The 18,826-nt window shown below is 44.8% G+C and carries 17 protein-coding genes and 2 tRNA genes; 14 read left to right on the top strand and 5 right to left on the bottom strand.

What is annotated here, in order from left to right; translation table 11 throughout:
* Window positions 1-110: 110 nt before the first annotated feature.
* Complete coding sequence (locus tag AB2J24_RS11465) at window positions 111-3,437, top strand: DUF3971 domain-containing protein (RefSeq protein ID WP_367385571.1); 3,327 nt, start codon at window positions 111-113, stop codon at window positions 3,435-3,437.
* 22 nt (window positions 3,438-3,459) lie between these two features.
* Here the strand turns inward: AB2J24_RS11465 and tyrS are convergent, their stop codons facing one another.
* Entirely contained in the window at window positions 3,460-4,713 is a 1,254-nt protein-coding gene (gene tyrS / locus AB2J24_RS11460; RefSeq protein ID WP_367385570.1) for a tyrosine--tRNA ligase, read from the bottom strand.
* Between the two features lie 143 nt (window positions 4,714-4,856).
* On the opposite strand from tyrS, the gene AB2J24_RS11455 reads away from it, so the two are divergent.
* Window positions 4,857-5,990, top strand: coding sequence for an anhydro-N-acetylmuramic acid kinase (locus AB2J24_RS11455; protein WP_367385569.1), 1,134 nt, complete (start codon window positions 4,857-4,859; stop codon window positions 5,988-5,990).
* Between the two features lie 79 nt (window positions 5,991-6,069).
* On the opposite strand, the gene AB2J24_RS11450 is transcribed toward AB2J24_RS11455, so the two are convergent.
* Window positions 6,070-6,564, bottom strand: coding sequence for a GNAT family N-acetyltransferase (locus tag AB2J24_RS11450; RefSeq protein WP_367385568.1), 495 nt, complete (start codon window positions 6,562-6,564; stop codon window positions 6,070-6,072).
* A gap of 254 nt (window positions 6,565-6,818) precedes the next feature.
* The gene (locus tag AB2J24_RS11445; protein WP_367385567.1) at window positions 6,819-7,601 is read right to left on the bottom strand and encodes an OmpA family protein; all 783 of its coding nucleotides are present in this window, start codon (window positions 7,599-7,601) and stop codon (window positions 6,819-6,821) included.
* 375 nt (window positions 7,602-7,976) lie between these two features.
* On the opposite strand from AB2J24_RS11445, the gene AB2J24_RS11440 reads away from it, so the two are divergent.
* The 3 genes from AB2J24_RS11440 (at window position 7,977) to AB2J24_RS11430 (ending at window position 10,586) form a co-directional block, all read left to right on the top strand.
* Window positions 7,977-8,288, top strand: coding sequence for a hypothetical protein (locus AB2J24_RS11440; RefSeq protein ID WP_367385566.1), 312 nt, complete (start codon window positions 7,977-7,979; stop codon window positions 8,286-8,288).
* Window positions 8,289-8,302: 14 nt separating this feature from the next.
* Window positions 8,303-10,060: a methyl-accepting chemotaxis protein gene (locus tag AB2J24_RS11435; protein ID WP_367385565.1), complete on the top strand. Its 1,758-nt coding sequence runs from the start codon at window positions 8,303-8,305 to the stop codon at window positions 10,058-10,060.
* Between the two features lie 175 nt (window positions 10,061-10,235).
* The gene (locus AB2J24_RS11430) at window positions 10,236-10,586 is read left to right on the top strand and encodes a hypothetical protein (protein ID WP_162653738.1); all 351 of its coding nucleotides are present in this window, start codon (window positions 10,236-10,238) and stop codon (window positions 10,584-10,586) included.
* A 190-nt stretch (window positions 10,587-10,776) separates the two neighbouring features.
* Here AB2J24_RS11430 and AB2J24_RS11425 read toward each other — a convergent pair.
* Window positions 10,777-10,852, bottom strand: a tRNA-Val gene (locus tag AB2J24_RS11425).
* A gap of 192 nt (window positions 10,853-11,044) precedes the next feature.
* Between AB2J24_RS11425 and AB2J24_RS11420 the strand changes: the two genes are divergently transcribed.
* The 9 genes from AB2J24_RS11420 to AB2J24_RS11380 all read left to right on the top strand — a co-directional run bounded on the left by AB2J24_RS11420 (window position 11,045) and on the right by AB2J24_RS11380 (window position 17,964).
* Window positions 11,045-11,121 (top strand) — tRNA-Asp (locus tag AB2J24_RS11420).
* Window positions 11,122-11,342: 221 nt separating this feature from the next.
* The gene (locus tag AB2J24_RS11415; RefSeq protein WP_162653739.1) at window positions 11,343-11,750 is read left to right on the top strand and encodes a phospholipid-binding protein; all 408 of its coding nucleotides are present in this window, start codon (window positions 11,343-11,345) and stop codon (window positions 11,748-11,750) included.
* A gap of 304 nt (window positions 11,751-12,054) precedes the next feature.
* Complete coding sequence (mgtE, locus tag AB2J24_RS11410; RefSeq protein ID WP_367385564.1) at window positions 12,055-13,494, top strand: magnesium transporter; 1,440 nt, start codon at window positions 12,055-12,057, stop codon at window positions 13,492-13,494.
* An 8-nt stretch (window positions 13,495-13,502) separates the two neighbouring features.
* Entirely contained in the window at window positions 13,503-13,889 is a 387-nt protein-coding gene (locus tag AB2J24_RS11405; RefSeq protein WP_162653741.1) for a MerR family transcriptional regulator, read from the top strand.
* A 163-nt stretch (window positions 13,890-14,052) separates the two neighbouring features.
* Window positions 14,053-14,970, top strand: a complete 918-nt coding sequence (locus AB2J24_RS11400; protein ID WP_367385563.1) for an MYG1 family protein — start codon at window positions 14,053-14,055, stop codon at window positions 14,968-14,970.
* Between the two features lie 229 nt (window positions 14,971-15,199).
* Entirely contained in the window at window positions 15,200-15,964 is a 765-nt protein-coding gene (locus tag AB2J24_RS11395) for an SDR family NAD(P)-dependent oxidoreductase (protein WP_367385562.1), read from the top strand.
* 101 nt (window positions 15,965-16,065) lie between these two features.
* The gene (locus tag AB2J24_RS11390) at window positions 16,066-16,422 is read left to right on the top strand and encodes a MerR family transcriptional regulator (protein ID WP_367385561.1); all 357 of its coding nucleotides are present in this window, start codon (window positions 16,066-16,068) and stop codon (window positions 16,420-16,422) included.
* A gap of 224 nt (window positions 16,423-16,646) precedes the next feature.
* Complete coding sequence (locus AB2J24_RS11385; protein ID WP_367385560.1) at window positions 16,647-17,735, top strand: alpha/beta hydrolase; 1,089 nt, start codon at window positions 16,647-16,649, stop codon at window positions 17,733-17,735.
* A 34-nt stretch (window positions 17,736-17,769) separates the two neighbouring features.
* Entirely contained in the window at window positions 17,770-17,964 is a 195-nt protein-coding gene (locus tag AB2J24_RS11380) for a hypothetical protein (protein ID WP_367385559.1), read from the top strand.
* Window positions 17,965-18,080: 116 nt separating this feature from the next.
* Here the strand turns inward: AB2J24_RS11380 and AB2J24_RS11375 are convergent, their stop codons facing one another.
* Entirely contained in the window at window positions 18,081-18,533 is a 453-nt protein-coding gene (locus AB2J24_RS11375) for a GNAT family N-acetyltransferase (RefSeq protein WP_367385558.1), read from the bottom strand.
* Between the last annotated feature and the right edge of the window lie 293 nt (window positions 18,534-18,826).

Below are 18,826 nucleotides of genomic sequence, written 5' to 3'. Positions count from 1 at the left end.
CTATCTTTGAAACGCACTGGATTGTATTATCTGCTTCACAAGACGGGGAGAAGTGATTTGGGTTCTAATTAAACTCTGATCAACAAGATAAAGACAATAAGGTGCGACAATTGAAGAAAAATGGAAATGTCGAATATGGCAAAGGTTCCTTTCTGGGCCTATGCTATAACTGCGTCCATTACTTTTCCTGGGTTGTCATTGTAGTGCTAATTCTATTCTGCGTGGCCGTCGGCGTGTTGCAAAGCGGTATGGCTGATACGTACATTTCTGACTATTCACAAAGTACTTTCAAGAATATCGTTGGTGAAAACCGTGCTATAAATATTGAAAAAACAGCGTTGCGACTATCGGGAGATGGGCGCATTTCAGTCGAGGCACGTGAGTTTTCGTTTAGCGGTGGTCGTGATGCACAATTAGCTTACGAGCTTAATGTGGATCGTGCTCAAATGAAAATTGATCCGATTACACTCGCTCGGGGTACAGCCACAATATCGGCGGTAGACATTTCCGATGTGGAACTCAATTTAACACCAAACCAGCAAACAGATACAAGCAATCAGGGTACGTTTATCCCAAAAATACAGGAATTTGATGGTTTCATTGAGATGATATTCTCTCAAATTGAAAGTGCTGAGAGAAATAATATTTTACGCGATGCCGATTCGATTACGTTTGAGGATGTAAAGATAAGCCATCTGGCATTTGAGCGTTTTGGTGGTTTGATCATAAAGGAAGCGACTGTGCTTCGTACTGAAGGGCATTTATCAGCTGTTGATGGTATTATCCAACTGGGCGAAGATGAGTTTCCGTTATCATTCACACGAAAAGTGCAATCCGATGATCAAACCATTGAAGGTAGTATTGGAAAGTTTACCGTTCAGTTCGAAACGAATGACCCAAATCCCGAGTTCCGATCCGGTTTAGATACAACAATGGTTGCGAGTTTTAATCTCAAGCGTGCAAGCGAATCCAGCTTGCCGGAGTTTAAACTGTCGCTAGATATTGATCCTGGTGATCTTAAAATGGGTGGTGAATTGGCTGAACTAAAAAAGTCTCAGCTCAATTGGTTCTATGATGCAGGCAAAAAAGCCATAGAACTCGCTCAATCTGACATTGCAGTTTCTAAATCTGTCTTTCCAATTTCTGGCGGGCTAATTGATGCTGAAAATTTTAAAGATAAGGGCAAGGAAGGTATCGTTTTTGACTTTGTCGTCGGCGAGGGGGTCTTGGCACCAATTGATACCAATGAAGTTCCGATAATCTTCTCGGCTAAAGCATTTGGATATTACAGTTTTGAAAAGCGCGAACTTAATGCTGAAGAATTAGTTATAGCAACGGGCGGAAAATATGCAGCTGGCAATGCCGTTATCAGGTTTATGGGCAAAGGTTCTCCCGAACTAAATATTGCTATTCAGGTGCCGGAAATCGAGACAGCGGTTGCCAAACAATTTTGGCCGTTTTGGTTAGGTCGCGGCACGCGCGGTTGGGCAACAAACAATATATTTGGTGGGAATATAAAGAATGTAAATCTATATCTGCATGTCGATGCGGGCCGTTTTGCAAATCCTGTTCGACCAATCATGCACAAAGACGAAGATTATCAAGTTGATTATGATTTCACCAACGCCAGAGTGAATATTGTCGGAGATGTTCCGCCCGTCAGAAATGCCAACGGGCATATGAAACTGCGTGGTACCAAAGTTTCAATTTCCATTGATAAGGGTACGTCCTTTTTTCCATCAAATCGGAAAATGGATATTGTGAATGGCACCATTACCATTCCTGATACGAACCAAGTGCCGCTTATGGCTAATGTTGACTTTAACCTGACGGGCTGGGCTGATGCCGCCGCGGAACTTATCAGCTTTAAACCTATCGATGCGCTGGATGATATTGGGATCGTACCAGAGGACATTTCAGGCTTAGTGGATGCGCACGTCATCGCCAAATTGGGCCTAATCCCTGATCAAAACCCACCAGATCCTGTGTGGAAAGTTGAGCTAGATCTAAATGGGGTTGACCTTTCTGTGCCGATTGAGAAGCATATTTTGACGAATATTACGGGTAAAGTTGACGTTAATAGCGAACGCGCAATTATGGACGCCAAGCTCAGAGTTGATGGTGTAAACCTAAGTGCACAGGTGACGGAACCCATCCGTAATTCCGATGTCCCTCGCAAACTTGCGTTGAACGGTATTCTAGATGCAAAAGATCGAACTAAATTCGGCTTAGATGTAAATGATGTGATCATTGGCAAAGTTGGGTTTAAGCAAGAGCGTGTTGACGGTGTTCGAAATAATATTGAGATTGATCTCAAAAACAGCGTCGTTATTGCGCCCGGCACTGCATGGAAAAAGGCAAAGGGTGTTCCGGCAAAAGCAACTTTTGTTGTCATAGAGAACGGAAATTCTGCGAAATTGTCAGATTTCAAGTTTTTCGGAAAAGGGTTCTCTGCAATCGGAGCGCTTGATTTAGATGCGAGTGGCGTAAAGTTCGCTAATTTCTCTAATGTGAAACTATCACCCAAAGATAATTATGGCTTTACTGTCACAAGACAGGGGAATGGTTACAAGATCAACATTAGTGGTAAATCTTTTGATATGCGCCCTCTGATTGCTCAATTGAAGGCAGACGAAACGACAACGTTAAAGTATGACAGTAGCCAAGCGGCAATAGACCTGACGGGTAAGATCGACAAAGTTTATGGCTTCGGGAATGAAGTTTTATCAGTTTCAACCATGAAATATTCTGAGCGTGGCGGGATACCTAGCTTAGCTGAGTTCACAGGTCGAACGAGCGCAGGTGGATCGGTTGCGGCACAGTTAAAAGGCGACAAAAACGGTGATGTCGTGACCGTTGCCAGCGATGATTCTGGCAGTTTCTGGCGGTTTTTTGACATCTATGCTTTTGTTCAAGGAGGCTCTGTGGACCTGCGCCTAACCAAAAGCGGCAACGGGCCTCATGTTGGCAATGTAAATATGCGTAATTTCAAAGTCATTGGTGATGAGCGCCTTAAGACGCTTGTCTCCACGCGTGCAAGTGCAAAGGAACGCAGCTTAAATGAAGCACTGAAAGGTCGCTTGGACGTAAGCCGCGTGAATTTCACCCAAGCAAATATTAGTGTTCAACTCAATAACGGGCGTCTTGATATTAAAGAAGGTATCGTGCGTGGACCACAAATTGGTGCGGCTTTTGATGGCATGCTTTATGACAGAAAAGACAATACCAACATTTCAGGCACATTCATGCCCGCATATGCACTTAACAGCTTTTTTGGTGAGATCCCGATCTTGGGTGCCTTGTTGGGCAACGGTAAGGACAAGGCACTGTTAGGTATAACGTTTAAGGTTAGCGGAAATGCTGATAGCCCACAAATACAGGTGAACCCGCTATCAATTATAGCGCCGGGTATTTTCCGAAGTATCTTTGAGTTTTAACAAAAATACTTAGGTTTTAGGTCTATTCAGGCCTGATTAGGACGTGCTTCTTTTTACCCATAGAAAGTTTGATAACACCATCATCGGAAATGGCACTTTCATTCACGAGCATGCGTTCATCGGTCATCTGCTTGTCGTTGATCTTGATCGCACCACCTTTAATGTGACGACGTGCTTCGCCATTGGAAGAGGCAAAACCCGCTTTTACAATAAGCGACAACAGGCCAACGCCTTCTGCGATATCCGAAGATGGTAGGTTAATGCTCGGTAGATCATGCGCAACAGCACCTTCTTCAAAGGTTTTGCGAGCTGTTTCCGCTGCGCCTTCTGCGGTCTCGCGACCGTGCGCCATAGCGGTGATTTCAGTTGCCAATATCTTTTTAACTTCATTGATCTCGCTGCCGCCAAGTGCTGCAAGGCGTTCAATCTCATCGATTGATAATGTTGTGAAAAGTTTCAAGAATTTACCAACATCCGCATCTTCAGTGTTGCGCCAATATTGCCAAAAATCATAAGGTGAATACATATCGGGATTTAGCCAGATGGCGCCATTGGCTGACTTACCCATTTTCGCACCGGAAGATGTGGTTAAAAGCGGAGTTGTAACCGCGTAAAGTTGCTCAGTACCCATGCGGTGGCCAAGATCAATACCGTTAACAATATTTCCCCATTGATCTGATCCACCCATCTGCACGCGGCAGTCATAACGTTTTGCAAGTTCTACAAAGTCATATCCTTGCAAGATCATGTAATTGAACTCAAGAAATGAGAGTGATTGCTCGCGATCAAGGCGCGTTTTCACAGAATCAAAGGACAGCATCCGATTGACTGAAAAGTACTTACCAACATCGCGAAGAAAATCGAGGTAATTCAGTTTTGCCAACCATTCAGCATTATTGACCATCATGGCATCGGTTTTGCCGTTGCCATAGGTCAAATAGTTTGAAAATACTTTCTGAATACTATCGATATTTTCCTGAATTTTTTCGATCGTCATCAGTTGGCGAGATTCTTCTTTAAAAGAAGGATCACCCACCATGCCGGTGCCACCACCCATAAGAGAAATTGGTTTATGTCCGCATTTTTGTAGCCAGTGCAGGATCATAATCTGAGTAAGCGAGCCAGCGTGCAGGCTCGCTGCAGTTGGATCAAAGCCGATATAGGCAGTCACAGTTTCCGTTTGAAAAAGTTTATCAAGCCCAGAATCATCAGTTGTTTGATGAATAAAGCCACGAGTTGCGAGAGTGTGCAGAAATTCAGATTTGAACGCGGACATAACGAATTGCCTTTTGGTCTTCCAACGAAAAATGTTGCATAGAAATAAGTTCGAAACATATATTTGTCGGCGTTTAGCACTGTTTTATCAAGATTTCACCCCTCTTGTTTGATTAAGTCAGAAGATCAGTTAAATTCGTTTCAATGAATCAGAAACATCTAAATGCAATTGGTCTGATGAGTGGCACGTCGCTGGATGGCATCGATGTAGCGCTTTTGCGATCAGATGGTGAAAACGATCTCGAACGTGGCCCGTTTTTATCGATTCCCTATGATGATGAATTTCGCAACCAGCTTAAGCAGGCTTTAGTTGAAGCAAAGGTTATAAAGTCACGTGATGAGCGGCCCGATGGGTTGGCAGATCTTGAGCGAGAACTGACGGGACGACATGCAGATGCAATTGAAGAGTTTCTTGCACAGCATAACTTGCGCATGTCCGACGTCGATTTGATCGGGTTTCACGGTCAGACTATTCTACATAAGCCTGGAGAGGCGCTAACAGTTCAACTTGGTAACGGTGATTTGCTGTCTGAGCGAACAGGAATTCCAGTCGTTTATGACATGCGCGCCAATGATATGGCGAATGGCGGGCAGGGTGCTCCACTTGCGCCCGCCTATCACCGAGCACTGGTTGCGAATATGAGTTCTGCCAACAATGGCGTGGCGATTGTTAATATCGGTGGCATTTCAAATATCTCGGCTGTATTTCCTGCGAACCTATCGGATAGTGAATTGCATGCATTTGACTGCGGAACAGGTAACATTTTGATTGATCAGTGGGTGGAAGCGCATTCGGGTCAAAAATATGATGATGGCGGAAAGATTGGTTTGCGTGGTAAAGTTATTTCAGATGTTGCTGTTGACTACATTGGAAATGTTAAGGAGCTTATCTCGGATGGACGATCTTTAGACCGGCTTGATTTCCCCATTTTAGACAAAGCCAGTGCCTCATTGGAGGATGGTGCGCGAACGCTCGCTCATGTTACTGGACAACTCATTGCCGCCTCTGTTGCTCGTTTGCCGCTTGAGCCGAAACTATGGATTTTGTGTGGCGGTGGACGCTTAAACAAAGCCATCATTGTAGAGCTTGAAGAAGCACTCTCGTCTGATTGTAATGTGGTAACGGCAGAAGAGGCAGGAATTTCCGGCGATGCAGTCGAGGCCGAAGCATGGGCCTACCTTGCAATACGCTCGATGAAAGGTCTACCACTGACATACCCTTCAACAACTGGCGTAAATATACCTGCTTCGGGTGGAGTGTTGGCGAATCTAATTTGAGCCCCGTACTCATCCCACAGTGAACATGGAGTGTGAGCACATACATTCTACATAAAATTGAATATCTGATAAGCGCGCATCACAACTCTAAAAACATGATTTTCCGAGCCGTATTGAATCCAGCTTTTTTGTAACATATTCGTGCCGTCTCGTTAAATGTCCAAGCATCTATCTGGACCCGTTTTGCACCAGCTGATTTCGCACAACGTTTTACATACTCAATCATATAGGTCCCGTATCCTTTTCCCCTATGTTGTTGAGACACCACTACTTGTTCGATTTGTACACGTTTGTGTTTAAATGCTATAAGGCTGTCCTCTGTTTCAGTGATGAGATAGTAGATAAGCCCAATTGCCTCGCTGTTATTTTCTGCAATAAGCAAGTTTCCGTTTGGCACCTCCAGTAGATTGGAGAATAATGGCGCGTAATTGTTCCTCTCTTGCGGACGTTTAAAAATTTTAGGTTCCGCATCGGCGTGAATTGCTTGGATTTGCTCATAGAGCCGATATGCAAAATCTAAATCACGCTCATTTGCCTTGCGCATGGTTAAATTGGGGTCAGTTGGACGAGCCATTGCATTTATCCTTTTAGATTTTGGAATAAATTGATGGCATAAAAAAACCACTCCAACTTACTCATTGGGCGGTTCATGTTTTCACATTAAACGTCAACCACCTCTATCTGGAGCGGTTTGTATAATATCGCATGTTTGTATTTGTACGGACCATAATCCTATTCTATTATAAGGTATGGTGCAATGCAACAATCCATTGCGAGGAAAGGCCTCTATGGGACCCATAGAGACCTTTGTCATATTCACTAGCGTTACTATTTCACAGAAATCATAACACGACGGTTTGCAGAGCTGCTACCAAATTGACCAGTTTCGCCAGCACCTTTTACCATTGTGTGGGAAAGATCGACACCTGCGGACATAAGCTCACCTTTCACCCATTCCGCACGCTCTTCAGATAAAGCCATATTTACGCTTTTGGGCCCTGCTTTGCTTGAATAGCCAGTGATTTCGATAGCGCAAGCCGCATCACCTGAAAGCTCCTTAACTTTCATGACAACATCCGCGATGGAATCGGCAGCAGCTGTTGCGTTGCCAAAGCCCGTGACCGCAAACTCGGCCGCATCACAAGCTTCAACTGCCATCATCATAGCTTTTTTGTCTTCCTCGGCAGCCATCATTTCTTTTTTCTTAGTTTCTTCAGCCGCCATCATCATGGCTTTCTTTTTCTCTTCCTCAGCCATCATTATGGCCTTTTTATCTTCTTCTGCGGCCATCATTTCAGCTTTCTTAGCTTCTTCAGCTGCCATCATGGCTTTCTTTTTCGTTTCTTCGGCCATCATCATAGCCTTTTTCTTATCTTCACCTTCGGCTGCCATCATGGCTTTTTTTTCCGCTTCTTCGGCCATCATCATCGCTTTTTTTGCTTCTTCTGCAAGCATCATTGCTTTCTTCTTGATCTCGTCAGCAGCGGCGGATTGTGCAATTTCGATGCGCTCAAGAGCAGTAGCTTTCGTTTGCTGAATAGCATTATCAGCCAGAGAGAATGTTGTGCTTGCAAGAAGCGTGACGAATAGAGTGGATGAAATGAGTTTCATGAGATTTCCCTGAATTTAGGTTAAGTTTAATTCTTTGAAAAAACTAACACGCGGGAATATTATATCCAGCGGGAAATATTCCCAATATGTTCAAGTTACAACACGTTTCTGTGATCTGGCCGCGAGAAAAGGTGACTATATTTATTGAAATTGGATCATTAGTTTATGGATTAGATGAAGCTTTTGCGGAAATTTGTGGGTTTGAACTTAGCAAAATCGGATTGTTCTCACTTCCTACCAGTAAGAAACTCGTTCAAATTTTAATAAATAATCAATCATAAATGAACAATGTTGTTGTAACTCTACTTTGAAATAGTGCGAGTACTTTTCGTGAATTAAGTATTTTCTATTTTATTCAATAAGTTATGAATCTTGATGACAGCAACCAATAATAAAAATCGGAACATGAGAATCGTCATTGGCGTGAATGTTTTCATTTGTTTTGTTGTTTTAGTCATCCCAATACTTATGCCGAAGAGCGAAAAGGTGGCCGTTATTCTGCCGCCATGGAGCGAACCAAGCAAGATTATCCAGGTTATCGCAGATGCTGGGGGAGCACTCGTCAATGGCGGACGGTTGGACTGGATCGCTGTCACTACCTCAGAATCAGACGACTTTGTTAGTAAACTTTATCAGGCGGGCGCAGTTATAGTAATTGATGGCTACATTGCTGCCGCTTGTCTTTAGAGAGGAAACAGAAAATGAAATCTATTGAAGATATTCGGCATATAGGCATGAAGGTCTTAGTCACCCTATTATGGGTGAATGCAGCCTTAATTGCTGTTCGGGCAATATTTGTTGCACATCCTCAGATGATCGTACTTATTGCCGGTGGTCTAACGATGGCATTATTGGGGACATTTACATGGCGAGCCGATAAGGCTGGTGTAGTTGCAAGAACAACTGCTGGCCTGACGCAAGCCGCGCAGGTGGCATTACTTGTTGGCGCGTTTTCCGGTTCTGATCTTCAAATAGATATGCATATGTATTTCTTTGCAATGCTAGCTATCTGTGCAGCATGCATCGATTGGCGCCCAATACTTGCCTTCACCGGTTTGACAGCTGTTCATCATGTCGTACTTTATTTTGTTATTCCTGCCGCAGTTTTTCCCGGCGAAAGTTCGGTCCTTCGTGTTGGTTTGCATGCTGTAATTCTTGTCGCAGAAGCGGGCGTGTTATTAGCACTTACGAATATGATGTGGCGATCTTTTGCTTCTACGCAATTGGCGATTTCTGAGGCGCAAGCTGCTCAGAAAGAAGCGGAAGAGCAAACTAAAATTGCAGGAGACGCTCAAGATGCAAATACACAAGCGCAGTCTCAGCGCGAAGCAGAGCGCACAGAGGAAAACGCGAAACTGCAAAATGTTATTGAGACATTGGCAAACGGTTTAACAAAGTTATCTAATGGTGATTTAACGGCAAACATACCATCACCATTTGAAGGTAAACTTGATCAGTTACGTACCGATTTCAACGGCTCAGTTGCCAAACTTGCTAAAACGATGTGCGAAATGAACAGTGTCTCAACAAATTTGAGAGAAAACTCCGTTGAAATTAGTAATGCGACAAATGAACTATCGCAACGCACAGAAACACAAGCGGCATCATTGGAAGAAACATCGGCTGCACTAGATGAGATTACCGCAACAGTTCGCGAAACGTCTGAACGAGCCAATGAAGCTGCTGTTAGTGCAAGTAATGCTCGTGCAGATTCTGAAAAATCAAGCAAAGTTGTGATCAGTGCTGTTGCTGCGATGGAGGGAATTGAAAAAGCATCTGGCGATATTTCAAATATTATCAACGTTATTGACGAAATCGCCTTCCAAACTAATCTACTGGCATTGAATGCTGGTGTTGAGGCGGCACGTGCAGGCGAGGCAGGAAAGGGCTTTGCTGTTGTTGCGCAAGAGGTACGCGAGTTGGCTCAACGGTCTGCGTCCGCTGCAAAAGAGATCAAGGAATTGATTACCAAATCCGGTGATGAGGTTGCCAATGGTGTTCAACTTGTACAACAAACAGGTGAAGTGTTGGAGAAAATATCAACACATGTCGCAACGATTGATTCCCAGATTGGCACAATATCCCAAGGTGCGGCAGAACAGTTGACTGGAATTCAAGAGGTTAATAGCGCTGTTAACTCTATGGATCAGGTTACACAACGAAACGCTGCAATGGTTGAGGAAAACACGGCTGTCACACAACATATTGCCGATGAAGTTGCAGTGCTTGCCGAGCTAATACAGACATTTGATATAGGTAACGGAGTCGTTGCAAAACAAGCAAATGTTCCGTCGTCAGGCCCCGTCGCTCAGGCAACGCCCGTCATGCCTGCATCTGCCACAGATGAGCACGATCCAAAACCATCTCCCGCCAAAGCTATGGTGAAGAAAGTGGCAAATGCTTTTAATGGAAATAGCGCTGAAGCTGTTGAAGAGGCAGATGGTTGGGATGAGTTTTAATTCAGAGTGAGCAAAATGCGATCGCGACAGTAATATATGTTGCGGTCGGATTGAGCTTAACATCAAAATATTTAAGCCGGGCTTTGTTGCTCGGCTTTTGTTATTATGGGGCAGTTAACACCAAATAAATGAGAAAATGTTATCCTGCCTACTGAACAGACCATTGGAAATGCAGATGTATAAGATCTATTATATACCGATCACCGTTATTTGCTGCGCATGTTCTTTCATAGCGAGTGCTAAAGACATTGACCCCAAATTTGAAGATCCCGCTTTTTGGGAAGACAAGATAACGGAAAGCTACGCCACAGGAATTATAAATCAAATTCCAGACATGATTAAGCAGCAAAACATCAAAACGAGGCAAATTGAGCAATCTACCGATGATGCTCATCTTGCAAAGCTGAGAAAGCGTTTCTTTACTTTTGTCAAAAATAATAAACTCAATCAGGCAGAAGCCATATCAAAATTGATGCTAAAGAAGGGCGATTATACTGGTGAACGCTATCTGCAATCACTGAAGTAGAGTGGTTAAAGATTGAATACACCGCAAGCTTCCACACGCAAGTAAGGCATTTTAGTCGTACTTTAATCATTCATGCCGAAACTTACAGCGCGAACAGGAGGGAAGATATTTTCTTGAGGAAGTTAACCTAACACTTTCACAGGCAAAGTTCTTGTAATTGAAAGAACGGTTGAAAACCCTGCGAAGCAAATGGTGGGCGATAAGAGACTCGAACTCCTGACATCTTCGGTGTAAACGAAGCGCTCTACCAACTGAGCTAATCGCCCATTTGCGAGGTCTCGTTTAGGCTCTTGTGAAGATAAGTGCAAGAGAAAAATCCACATTTTTCAAAGAAAATGTATTTTTGAAAAAATGTCTCCTTTTTGCAAAAAAGCATGAATAGAGTGCTTGACAGATTCTACGATAAAGCTTAATCACCCATCACGGTTCGCTGAAAAGCAAATCAAAAATGAAAAATGGCGGGTGTAGCTCAGTTGGTTAGAGTGTCGGCCTGTCACGCCGAAGGTCGCGGGTTCGAGTCCCGTCACTCGCGCCATTTTTCACTTTCCACGCTATCTTTGAAGTTTGCTTGTACACACGGCGCGGTCGATGATCGTGCTTTTTTTGTTTTTGGTGCTTTATAATTGCCGGACTTAAATCCTCTGCGTCGATGCCATACCTGATGTAAAAGTAAAACTACTTACACGTTGAAGTGTCATACTTAACTGTTATACTAAACTGGTTGCATTATCCGCTAAATCGAAATGGAGAGTTATAATGGCTAAGTTAAGTGCTGGCGTAATATTCACAACAATTTCACTATCACTCCTACCTATCAATCATGCATTTGCTGCGGATTTTAGTATTGGGTTTAGTTGGAGCGGTCTAAAAAAATGTACAAGCGGTAAGCCCAATCGGGTACAAAACCCACCGTTTACGCTTAAGAACGTACCTACTGGAACTGCCAGAATTGATTTCAAGATGAAGGATCGAAATGTTCCGTCCTACAATCATGGCGGGGGCAAGGTTAAATATAAAGGTGGATCAAGCATTGCACGCGGGGCATTTAAATATAAAAGCCCATGTCCTCCCAATGGTAAACATACCTATGAGTGGACTGCCACCGCCAGAGATGCCAAAGGCAAAAAACTAGCCGTTGCGAAGGCGCGTAGGAGTTATCCGTAACATAGTAGCTTTGAAGTAAGCATTTACTGTACAAGCCCATGTGAATTTCTCCGCTCCCAACATCACGCTGGGGGCTTGTCGTGTATCCATACCAGTCGTTGCGAACCCGTCATAAACATGACTTATAGCTTTTGGCGATAAAATAGTTTCCAAGGCGCAGTGTAGATGGGCCAAATAGTTGGCATAGTCTGGAAAAACTCACTTTCCTTTTGTCAGGTAGTGGCGTTGTGGTTATTTTGACATAGATTAAAACTTGAGTCGGGACTGATTGCTACATCAGACTCTTGTATGTGCAGGTATCAAAATGGTCGAAACAGATAGTCATAACGATCAGGATGTGGATATTGCGGTGAAGACACTCGAAGATTCCCATGATAATGGAAGCATCTATGATGATGAAGGCCGTATTCGATCCGATTTCCGAAAAACAGTCGGTAGAGCGCTTGATAGCGGCAATATAGATCATCTTAATGGTCTGGTTGCAGCTCTTCACGAGTCTGAGATGGGTGATCTGCTCGAATCTCTTAAACCAAGGCGACGGCAGAAGCTTGTTGAGGTGCTTGGAGATTCGTTTGATTTTGCTGCACTTACGGAAGTTGATGAGGCAATTCGTGTTGAAATTGTCGACTATATTCCAAACAAGGATGTTGCGCGCCGGATTGGTGAGCTTGATTCTGATGATGCCGTTTTTATTCTCGAAGATCTTGAAGCATCGGATCGAGATGCAATTCTTGCCGAGTTGCCATTTATAGAACGCGTTCGTCTTCGTCGTTCGCTGGAATATCCCGAAGATTCTGCTGGTCGTAGAATGCAAAGTGAGTTTGTCGCCGTGCCGCCATTTTGGACGGTTGGGCAAACAATTGACTATATGCGCATAGACAAAGACCTGCCGGAAAGCTTTAGCCAAATTTTTGTAATTGATGCGACCTATAAACTTGTAGGTTCCATTGATCTCGATAAAATTTTACGCACAAAGCGACAGGTTCGTACGGAAGAAATTCTAAATGATACGATCCATCCCATTCCGGCCCTGATGGATCAGGAAGAGGCGGCACTCGTGTTCGAGCAATATGACTTGCTCTCTGCAGCCGTGATCGATCATAACGAGCGCCTGGTAGGTGTTCTTACCATTGATGATGTTGTTGATGTTATCCACGAAGAAGCCGAAGAAGATATCAAAGCACTTGCTGGCGTGGGCGATGAGGAATTATCTGATAATGTTTTTGCAGCATTTCGATCGCGTTTCGCATGGCTTTTGATCAATCTACTCACCTCAATTGGCGCTTCTATGGTCATCGGTGCGTTTGATGCAACCATCCAGCAAATGGTCGCACTCGCGGTGCTCATGCCTATCGTTGCCTCTATGGGTGGTAATGCTGGCACTCAAACGATGACGGTGACGGTGAGGGCGCTCGCCACCCGTGACCTTGATATATACAATACCGGGCGTATTATCCAACGTGAGGCACTTGTTGGCGCGGTCAATGGAGTGCTTTTTGCTGCGCTTATCGGCGTTGTTGCCGCATTTTGGTTTGATAATATTGATCTTGGTTTTGTAATCGGGATTGCTATGATTATAAACATGATTTCGGCCGCGCTTGCGGGTATCTTGTTGCCACTCATGCTCGATAAGCTTGGCGTTGATCCTGCTATTTCGTCCACTGTGTTTGTTACTACCGTGACTGATGTCGTTGGATTTTTTGCCTTCTTGGGGCTTGCGGGATGGTGGTTCTCGTTCTTATAGGTGCATCCATGGTCAATTTATATACAATCACCCAGCTAACCCGAGAATTTGATATCTCTACTCGCACGTTGCGCTTTTACGAAGATGAAGGCTTGATTAGACCAGAGCGCCGGGGGCGCACAAGGCTGTACACAGGTGCTGATCGTCGCCGGATTGATAAAATCTTATGTGCAAGGCGGGTAGGGTTTTCTGTCGCCGAAATTGCAGAGATGCTCAAGCTTCAAGTCGAACTGCCTGATACTACCAATCAGCTGCGCGGTGTAATGGATGGCATTGAGAAAAAACGCGCCGATCTTAGGCAGCAGCGTCGCGACTTGGAGCTGGTGATTGATGATTTGGATAATCTCGAAGATTCCTGCCTTGCAAAACTCGCTGAAATTGGTGTCGGAACCTAATCTGGTTGAATTTGCTGATGAATCTTGCTTAAACGTTTCTATCTAACATGAATAAAACGGTTGATATGGGCGCAATTGCCTGTAAACAGGGCCTTACAGATAACCCATAAGCAGCCATATTGGTTGGCTTTTGAACCATATGCCTTTGGAGTATTTCCCAATCATGACGATCACCCATCTAGTCACCCATTCAGGCGGCTTTCATGCAGACGAATTGCTATCCTCTGTCATCCTAACCCGTCTTTTCCCTAAGGCTGAACTTAAACGAACGCGCGATCATAAATGGCTGGCACCTGCCGATGATAAAATCATTTACGATGTAGGCGGTGACTACAATGCCGATGCGCAAGTCTTCGATCATCATCAGCGGCCCAGTCCTTTACGAGAAGATGGTCAACCATTTAGCTCTTTTGGTTTGATTTGGGCGCATTATGGGCATCAATATTTAACGAGTTTGGACGTGCCCGCAGATAATATTGAGGCAATTCATGTAGCGTTTGATAGGAAATTTGTGCTGCCCATCGATCTGTTGGACAATGGTGCGATGGAGCCATCTGTGGCGGGCCCATTGTCAGATTTAACACTCCCAGCGTTTTTTGAAAGTTTAAAGCCCGTGTTTGATGATATCTCGCCAACAGCTTACGACGATGCCTTTTTTGCAACTTTGCCAATCGCGCGTAGTTTTGTAGAGGCACAAATCGGTAATATCACAGCAAAAGCCCGCGCGAAAAATATCGTGATGGAAGCCATCGCCAAAGCTGGTGCATCACCTATTCTGGAATTACCCATGGGCATGCCTTATGGTGCAGCGCTTGATGAGGTAGGTGCCGATCACATGCTGTTTGTTGTTAATCCGCGCGGAGAAGATTGGACGCTTAATGGCATTAAGTTGTCAAAAGACACATTCGATCAACGCGCAGATTTACCCGCTGCATGGGCAGGGCTAACAGACGCAGCTTTAGAAGAAGCATGTGGCGTAAAAGGTGCCAAGTTTTGCCACAATGCGCTATTTATCGCGGTTGCAGATTCACGCGAAGCAATAATGAAAATGGCTGACCTTGCAGTGAGAGAAGCTAGGTAGTTCAGTTTAAGCTTTTAGACAAATGCAAATGTGTTTCTAATCTTTGAGATTGATGAACCTATATAGGTCAGCCTTGTTCCAGAGTTCGTTAATCTAAACCTTCTGTTATTCTGGTCAGTTCACTAAATAAATTTCGTAAAAAACCCTTGACCCTTACACTAGTGTCAATGCGCTAAATCTCCGTTCGCATCAATGTGTGCTGCATTCAAAAACAGGAGAAAAATGCGATATGATATCGAATAATAGTTGGCAGGATAAAGTGGCAATTGTGACGGGAGGCAGCTCTGGCATCGGGCACGCCACCGCGCAGGCACTTGCCGAGCGTGGGGCAGGGGTTCTGATAACCGGGCGCAATGCCGAAAGGCTCACTGACGCGGCTACGGCAATTGAGGGCGTGCAAACATTGCAAATCGATAGTGCTGACCCTGATAGCGGCAAACGTATTGTTGAGGCTGTGTTGAACCGGTGGGGACGGCTTGATCTTATTGTCAATAATTCAGGTGCTGGCCAGCCCATGCCAATGGGCGCATATGATGCCAACGCGATCAAGAACATGTCTGATGTGAACATTATTGCGCCTTCCATGTTGGTGAGCGAAGGGCGAGCGGTACTTGCGCAAACAAAGGGTGCGATTGTGAACATTAGCACCGCAGTATCACGGAACGCAGTTCCCATGATGGCCCATTATGCGGCGACAAAAGCGGCTCTGGAGCATCTGACGAAATCCTGGGCCATCGAGATGGCAGGCGAGGGTATTCGTGTTAACGCCATTGCACCCGGTCCGGTTAAAAGCGGTGCGTTGACAGGCATGATGGGATTGCCGGACGAGATGGCGCAACAAATCGAAGAGCAGGAAGCCAGCCAGGTTCCGCTAGGGCGGCGCGGTGTCCCTTCTGATATTGTGCCCTGGGTGCTGAGACTTGGCAGCTCGGATAACGAATGGCTGACGGGTCAGATAATCACCGTGGACGGTGGTTGGGCAGATCGTAGCTAACCGTAGGCGATATCGGGTAGGAGCGGTGCACCAGCCCGATATACTTGATCTTCGACCACGAGTTTACCATCTATATGGAAGTGAGTTTAAAAGGAAACATAATGCAGGCCAAGGAAGCCGCCGACAGGCTCGGCATTACACAGCGTATTTTGCGTCATTATGAGAAGGTTGGTCTTTTGGATGTGCGCCGGACAGACAATGGCTATCGCATTTATAGCGAAGCCGATTTACGCCGCGCCGGTCGCATCCGTGATTTCATTGCAACGGGCTTTTCCACCCGCGAAATACTGGCTATGAGTGCCTGCCTGTCAGACGATGCTGATGGCCCTTGTGAAGGCGGAATTGCCCAACTGACTGAAAAACTTGCCCATATCGACCGCTTGCGGGATCAGCTGGACACACGACGAGACGCCATTCTTGACCGCCTCGCCAAACTAAAGGCCGAGCTTTCAAACTAGGGAACAGATAGCCCACTTGCAAGGGTAGTTATGTCTGCAATTGATTGATCTGATGAGTTGATGAAGGTCTGTAAGGTGCCATAGGGAGACATGCACGATTTCAAACTGATAATGGCTGCCACATCAAAAAGCATAATTTTACATTATATCACTATGTCAGGCAGCATTGAAAATCTAACGTTTAATTCCCACGTATGAAATATGTCTATAGAGAAGGTTTACGCATGCGAAAATTGTTCATTTTCTTTCTATTCCAAATTGGTGCCATATTTCTAACACTCGGAATTTCAATGGCTCAATCTACAGATAATTTGAGTGGAAGAATAGAAGAAGTAAAGGTACCCGCCCCAGCATTGACTGGAAACCTTCTTAAAACTCCCGATATCCAAAATGTAGCAGTCTATCTTCCTCCCGGATACGATAAAAACTTAGAGCAAAATTATGCCGTTATTTATCTGCTTCACGGGATTTTTGATGACCGTGGGGTTTGGAGCGAAAATTACAAGGTGCCAGAAATTCTAGATCGTTTGATCTCAACAGGCAAGATCCCGGAATTGATTGTCGTTATGCCAGATGGTGGCAACAAATATGGTGGTGGCTATTATCGCAACTCATCGGTCAGCGGACACTGGGCAGATTATATAGCAGACGATCTCGTTAGTTTTATCGATGAGAATTTTCGCACGCTAGCAAAAGTTGATAGCCGCGCTATCATTGGTCACTCAATGGGTGGATATGGCGCACTGAATCTAGCAATGACTCAACCGGGAGTGTTTTCGGTGGTTTGGGCGCTTAGTCCCTGCTGCCTCAGTGCAAGAGATGATCTTAGTTTTGGAAATGACGCATGGAAACGAGCGGCTGCTGTTAATTCTGAAGAAGATCTGCTCGACCTTATTGAGAAACGCGACTTCTATCCCATCGCGACCATCGGCATTCTAAATGCATTCAGTCCGAACGCGAAGGCACCACCGGTCTATGCAAATTTCCCATTCGATATTGTGCGCGGAGAGGTTGTTCTCGATGATCTCTTATATGATCGCTACCTAGATGCTTTGCCATCACGTCAAGTGCATAATGCTCGAAAGGCGCTTCGCGATCTACGTGGATTAGCAATAGGGGTGGGCCTTGGTGATCAGTTTTTGCATATCCCAACCGGCACGCTTGAATTTTCGCATCGCCTCGGACAAGAGCGCATACCTCATAGGTTGGATGTTTACGCTGGAGATCACCGGCAGCATGTCAGCGAGCGACTTGAAAACATCATTCTCCCATGGACGGTGCAAAAAATGGTCGTGTCCAATGTTGAAAGATAAGTAGAGATCATAGCATTGAGTGAATAGCGAAGCTTTGTTCCAGAAGGTGGGTTGTCGCGCTACACAATTCACACCTCAACTGCTGTCGTTCGACCAGCTTCTTAACTTGGACATTGCCCAACTGACTGAAAAACTTGCCCATATCGACCGCTTGCGGGATCAGCTGGACACACGACGAGACGCCATTCTTGACCGCCTCGCCAAACTAAAGGCCGAGCTTTCAAACTAGGGAACAGATAGCCCACTAGCAAGGGTTGTTATGTCTGCAATTGATTGATCTGATGAGTTGATGAAGGTCTGAAAACCAGCACAAGAGGAGATATCAAGTATACGTCTTCAAGTTGCTTATTTGAGAGGCCTGCTCATCTCATAAAATTCGCTGCCATCCCACGCTTTTTTCTTTGCAACGACGTTGAATCCCGACTTCTCGTAAAAACCTCGAGCATAAATTATCACTCCAGCTGTCATACGCTCACATCCCGTCCGTTTTTTGAAGTCCAAAATTGTATGTTCAATCAAATTGGAACCAATTCCAACTCCAAACTGGTCAGGGTCGACGTATACATGCCTGATCGCACTACCTTCCCACCCTGCCGTTCCATACAATTTTGTCCCCTTCTTATAGCAAAATAAACGCCTATCTCTAATCATTTTGGAAAACTGCGCCCGATCATAATCATTTAGCAAATTTTCAACCTCGGCGGGAGAATAATGGGAGGGCGTTATCTTCTCAAATGCACGACGCCTAAGTGCTATAATTGCATCCAAGTCTTCAATTTGTGCATCATCGAATTCCAAAGCGTTTTTCTCCATGAATCGGCTTTAATCATTAAATTTTAACAATCTGAAGACAGTTGATAAAGTCTGCAAAGGGCCACTTTCAACAATGCTTGTCATATAGTTCTAGCTCTGCTTTGGGCTCTTGAGCAGAACTCTCTTTTGGCGTTCGTGACTTCAAATTCGTGCCGATATTGTTGATAAAGTGTTTGAGTTGATTTGGATTGTCTAGCGCGGTTTTGGATCGCGAGTAGTATTGTCAGGGTATTAGCCCGTTTTGATCTTGGTTTATGTCTTTTTCATTGTATCAAGCT

Source organism: Lentilitoribacter sp. EG35, assembly GCF_040784015.1.
In the GTDB taxonomy this organism is placed as follows: Bacteria; Pseudomonadota; Alphaproteobacteria; order Rhizobiales; family Rhizobiaceae; genus Lentilitoribacter.
The sequence above is the reverse complement of the archived record's forward strand: the minus strand, read 5'-3'. Positions and strand labels throughout refer to the sequence as shown.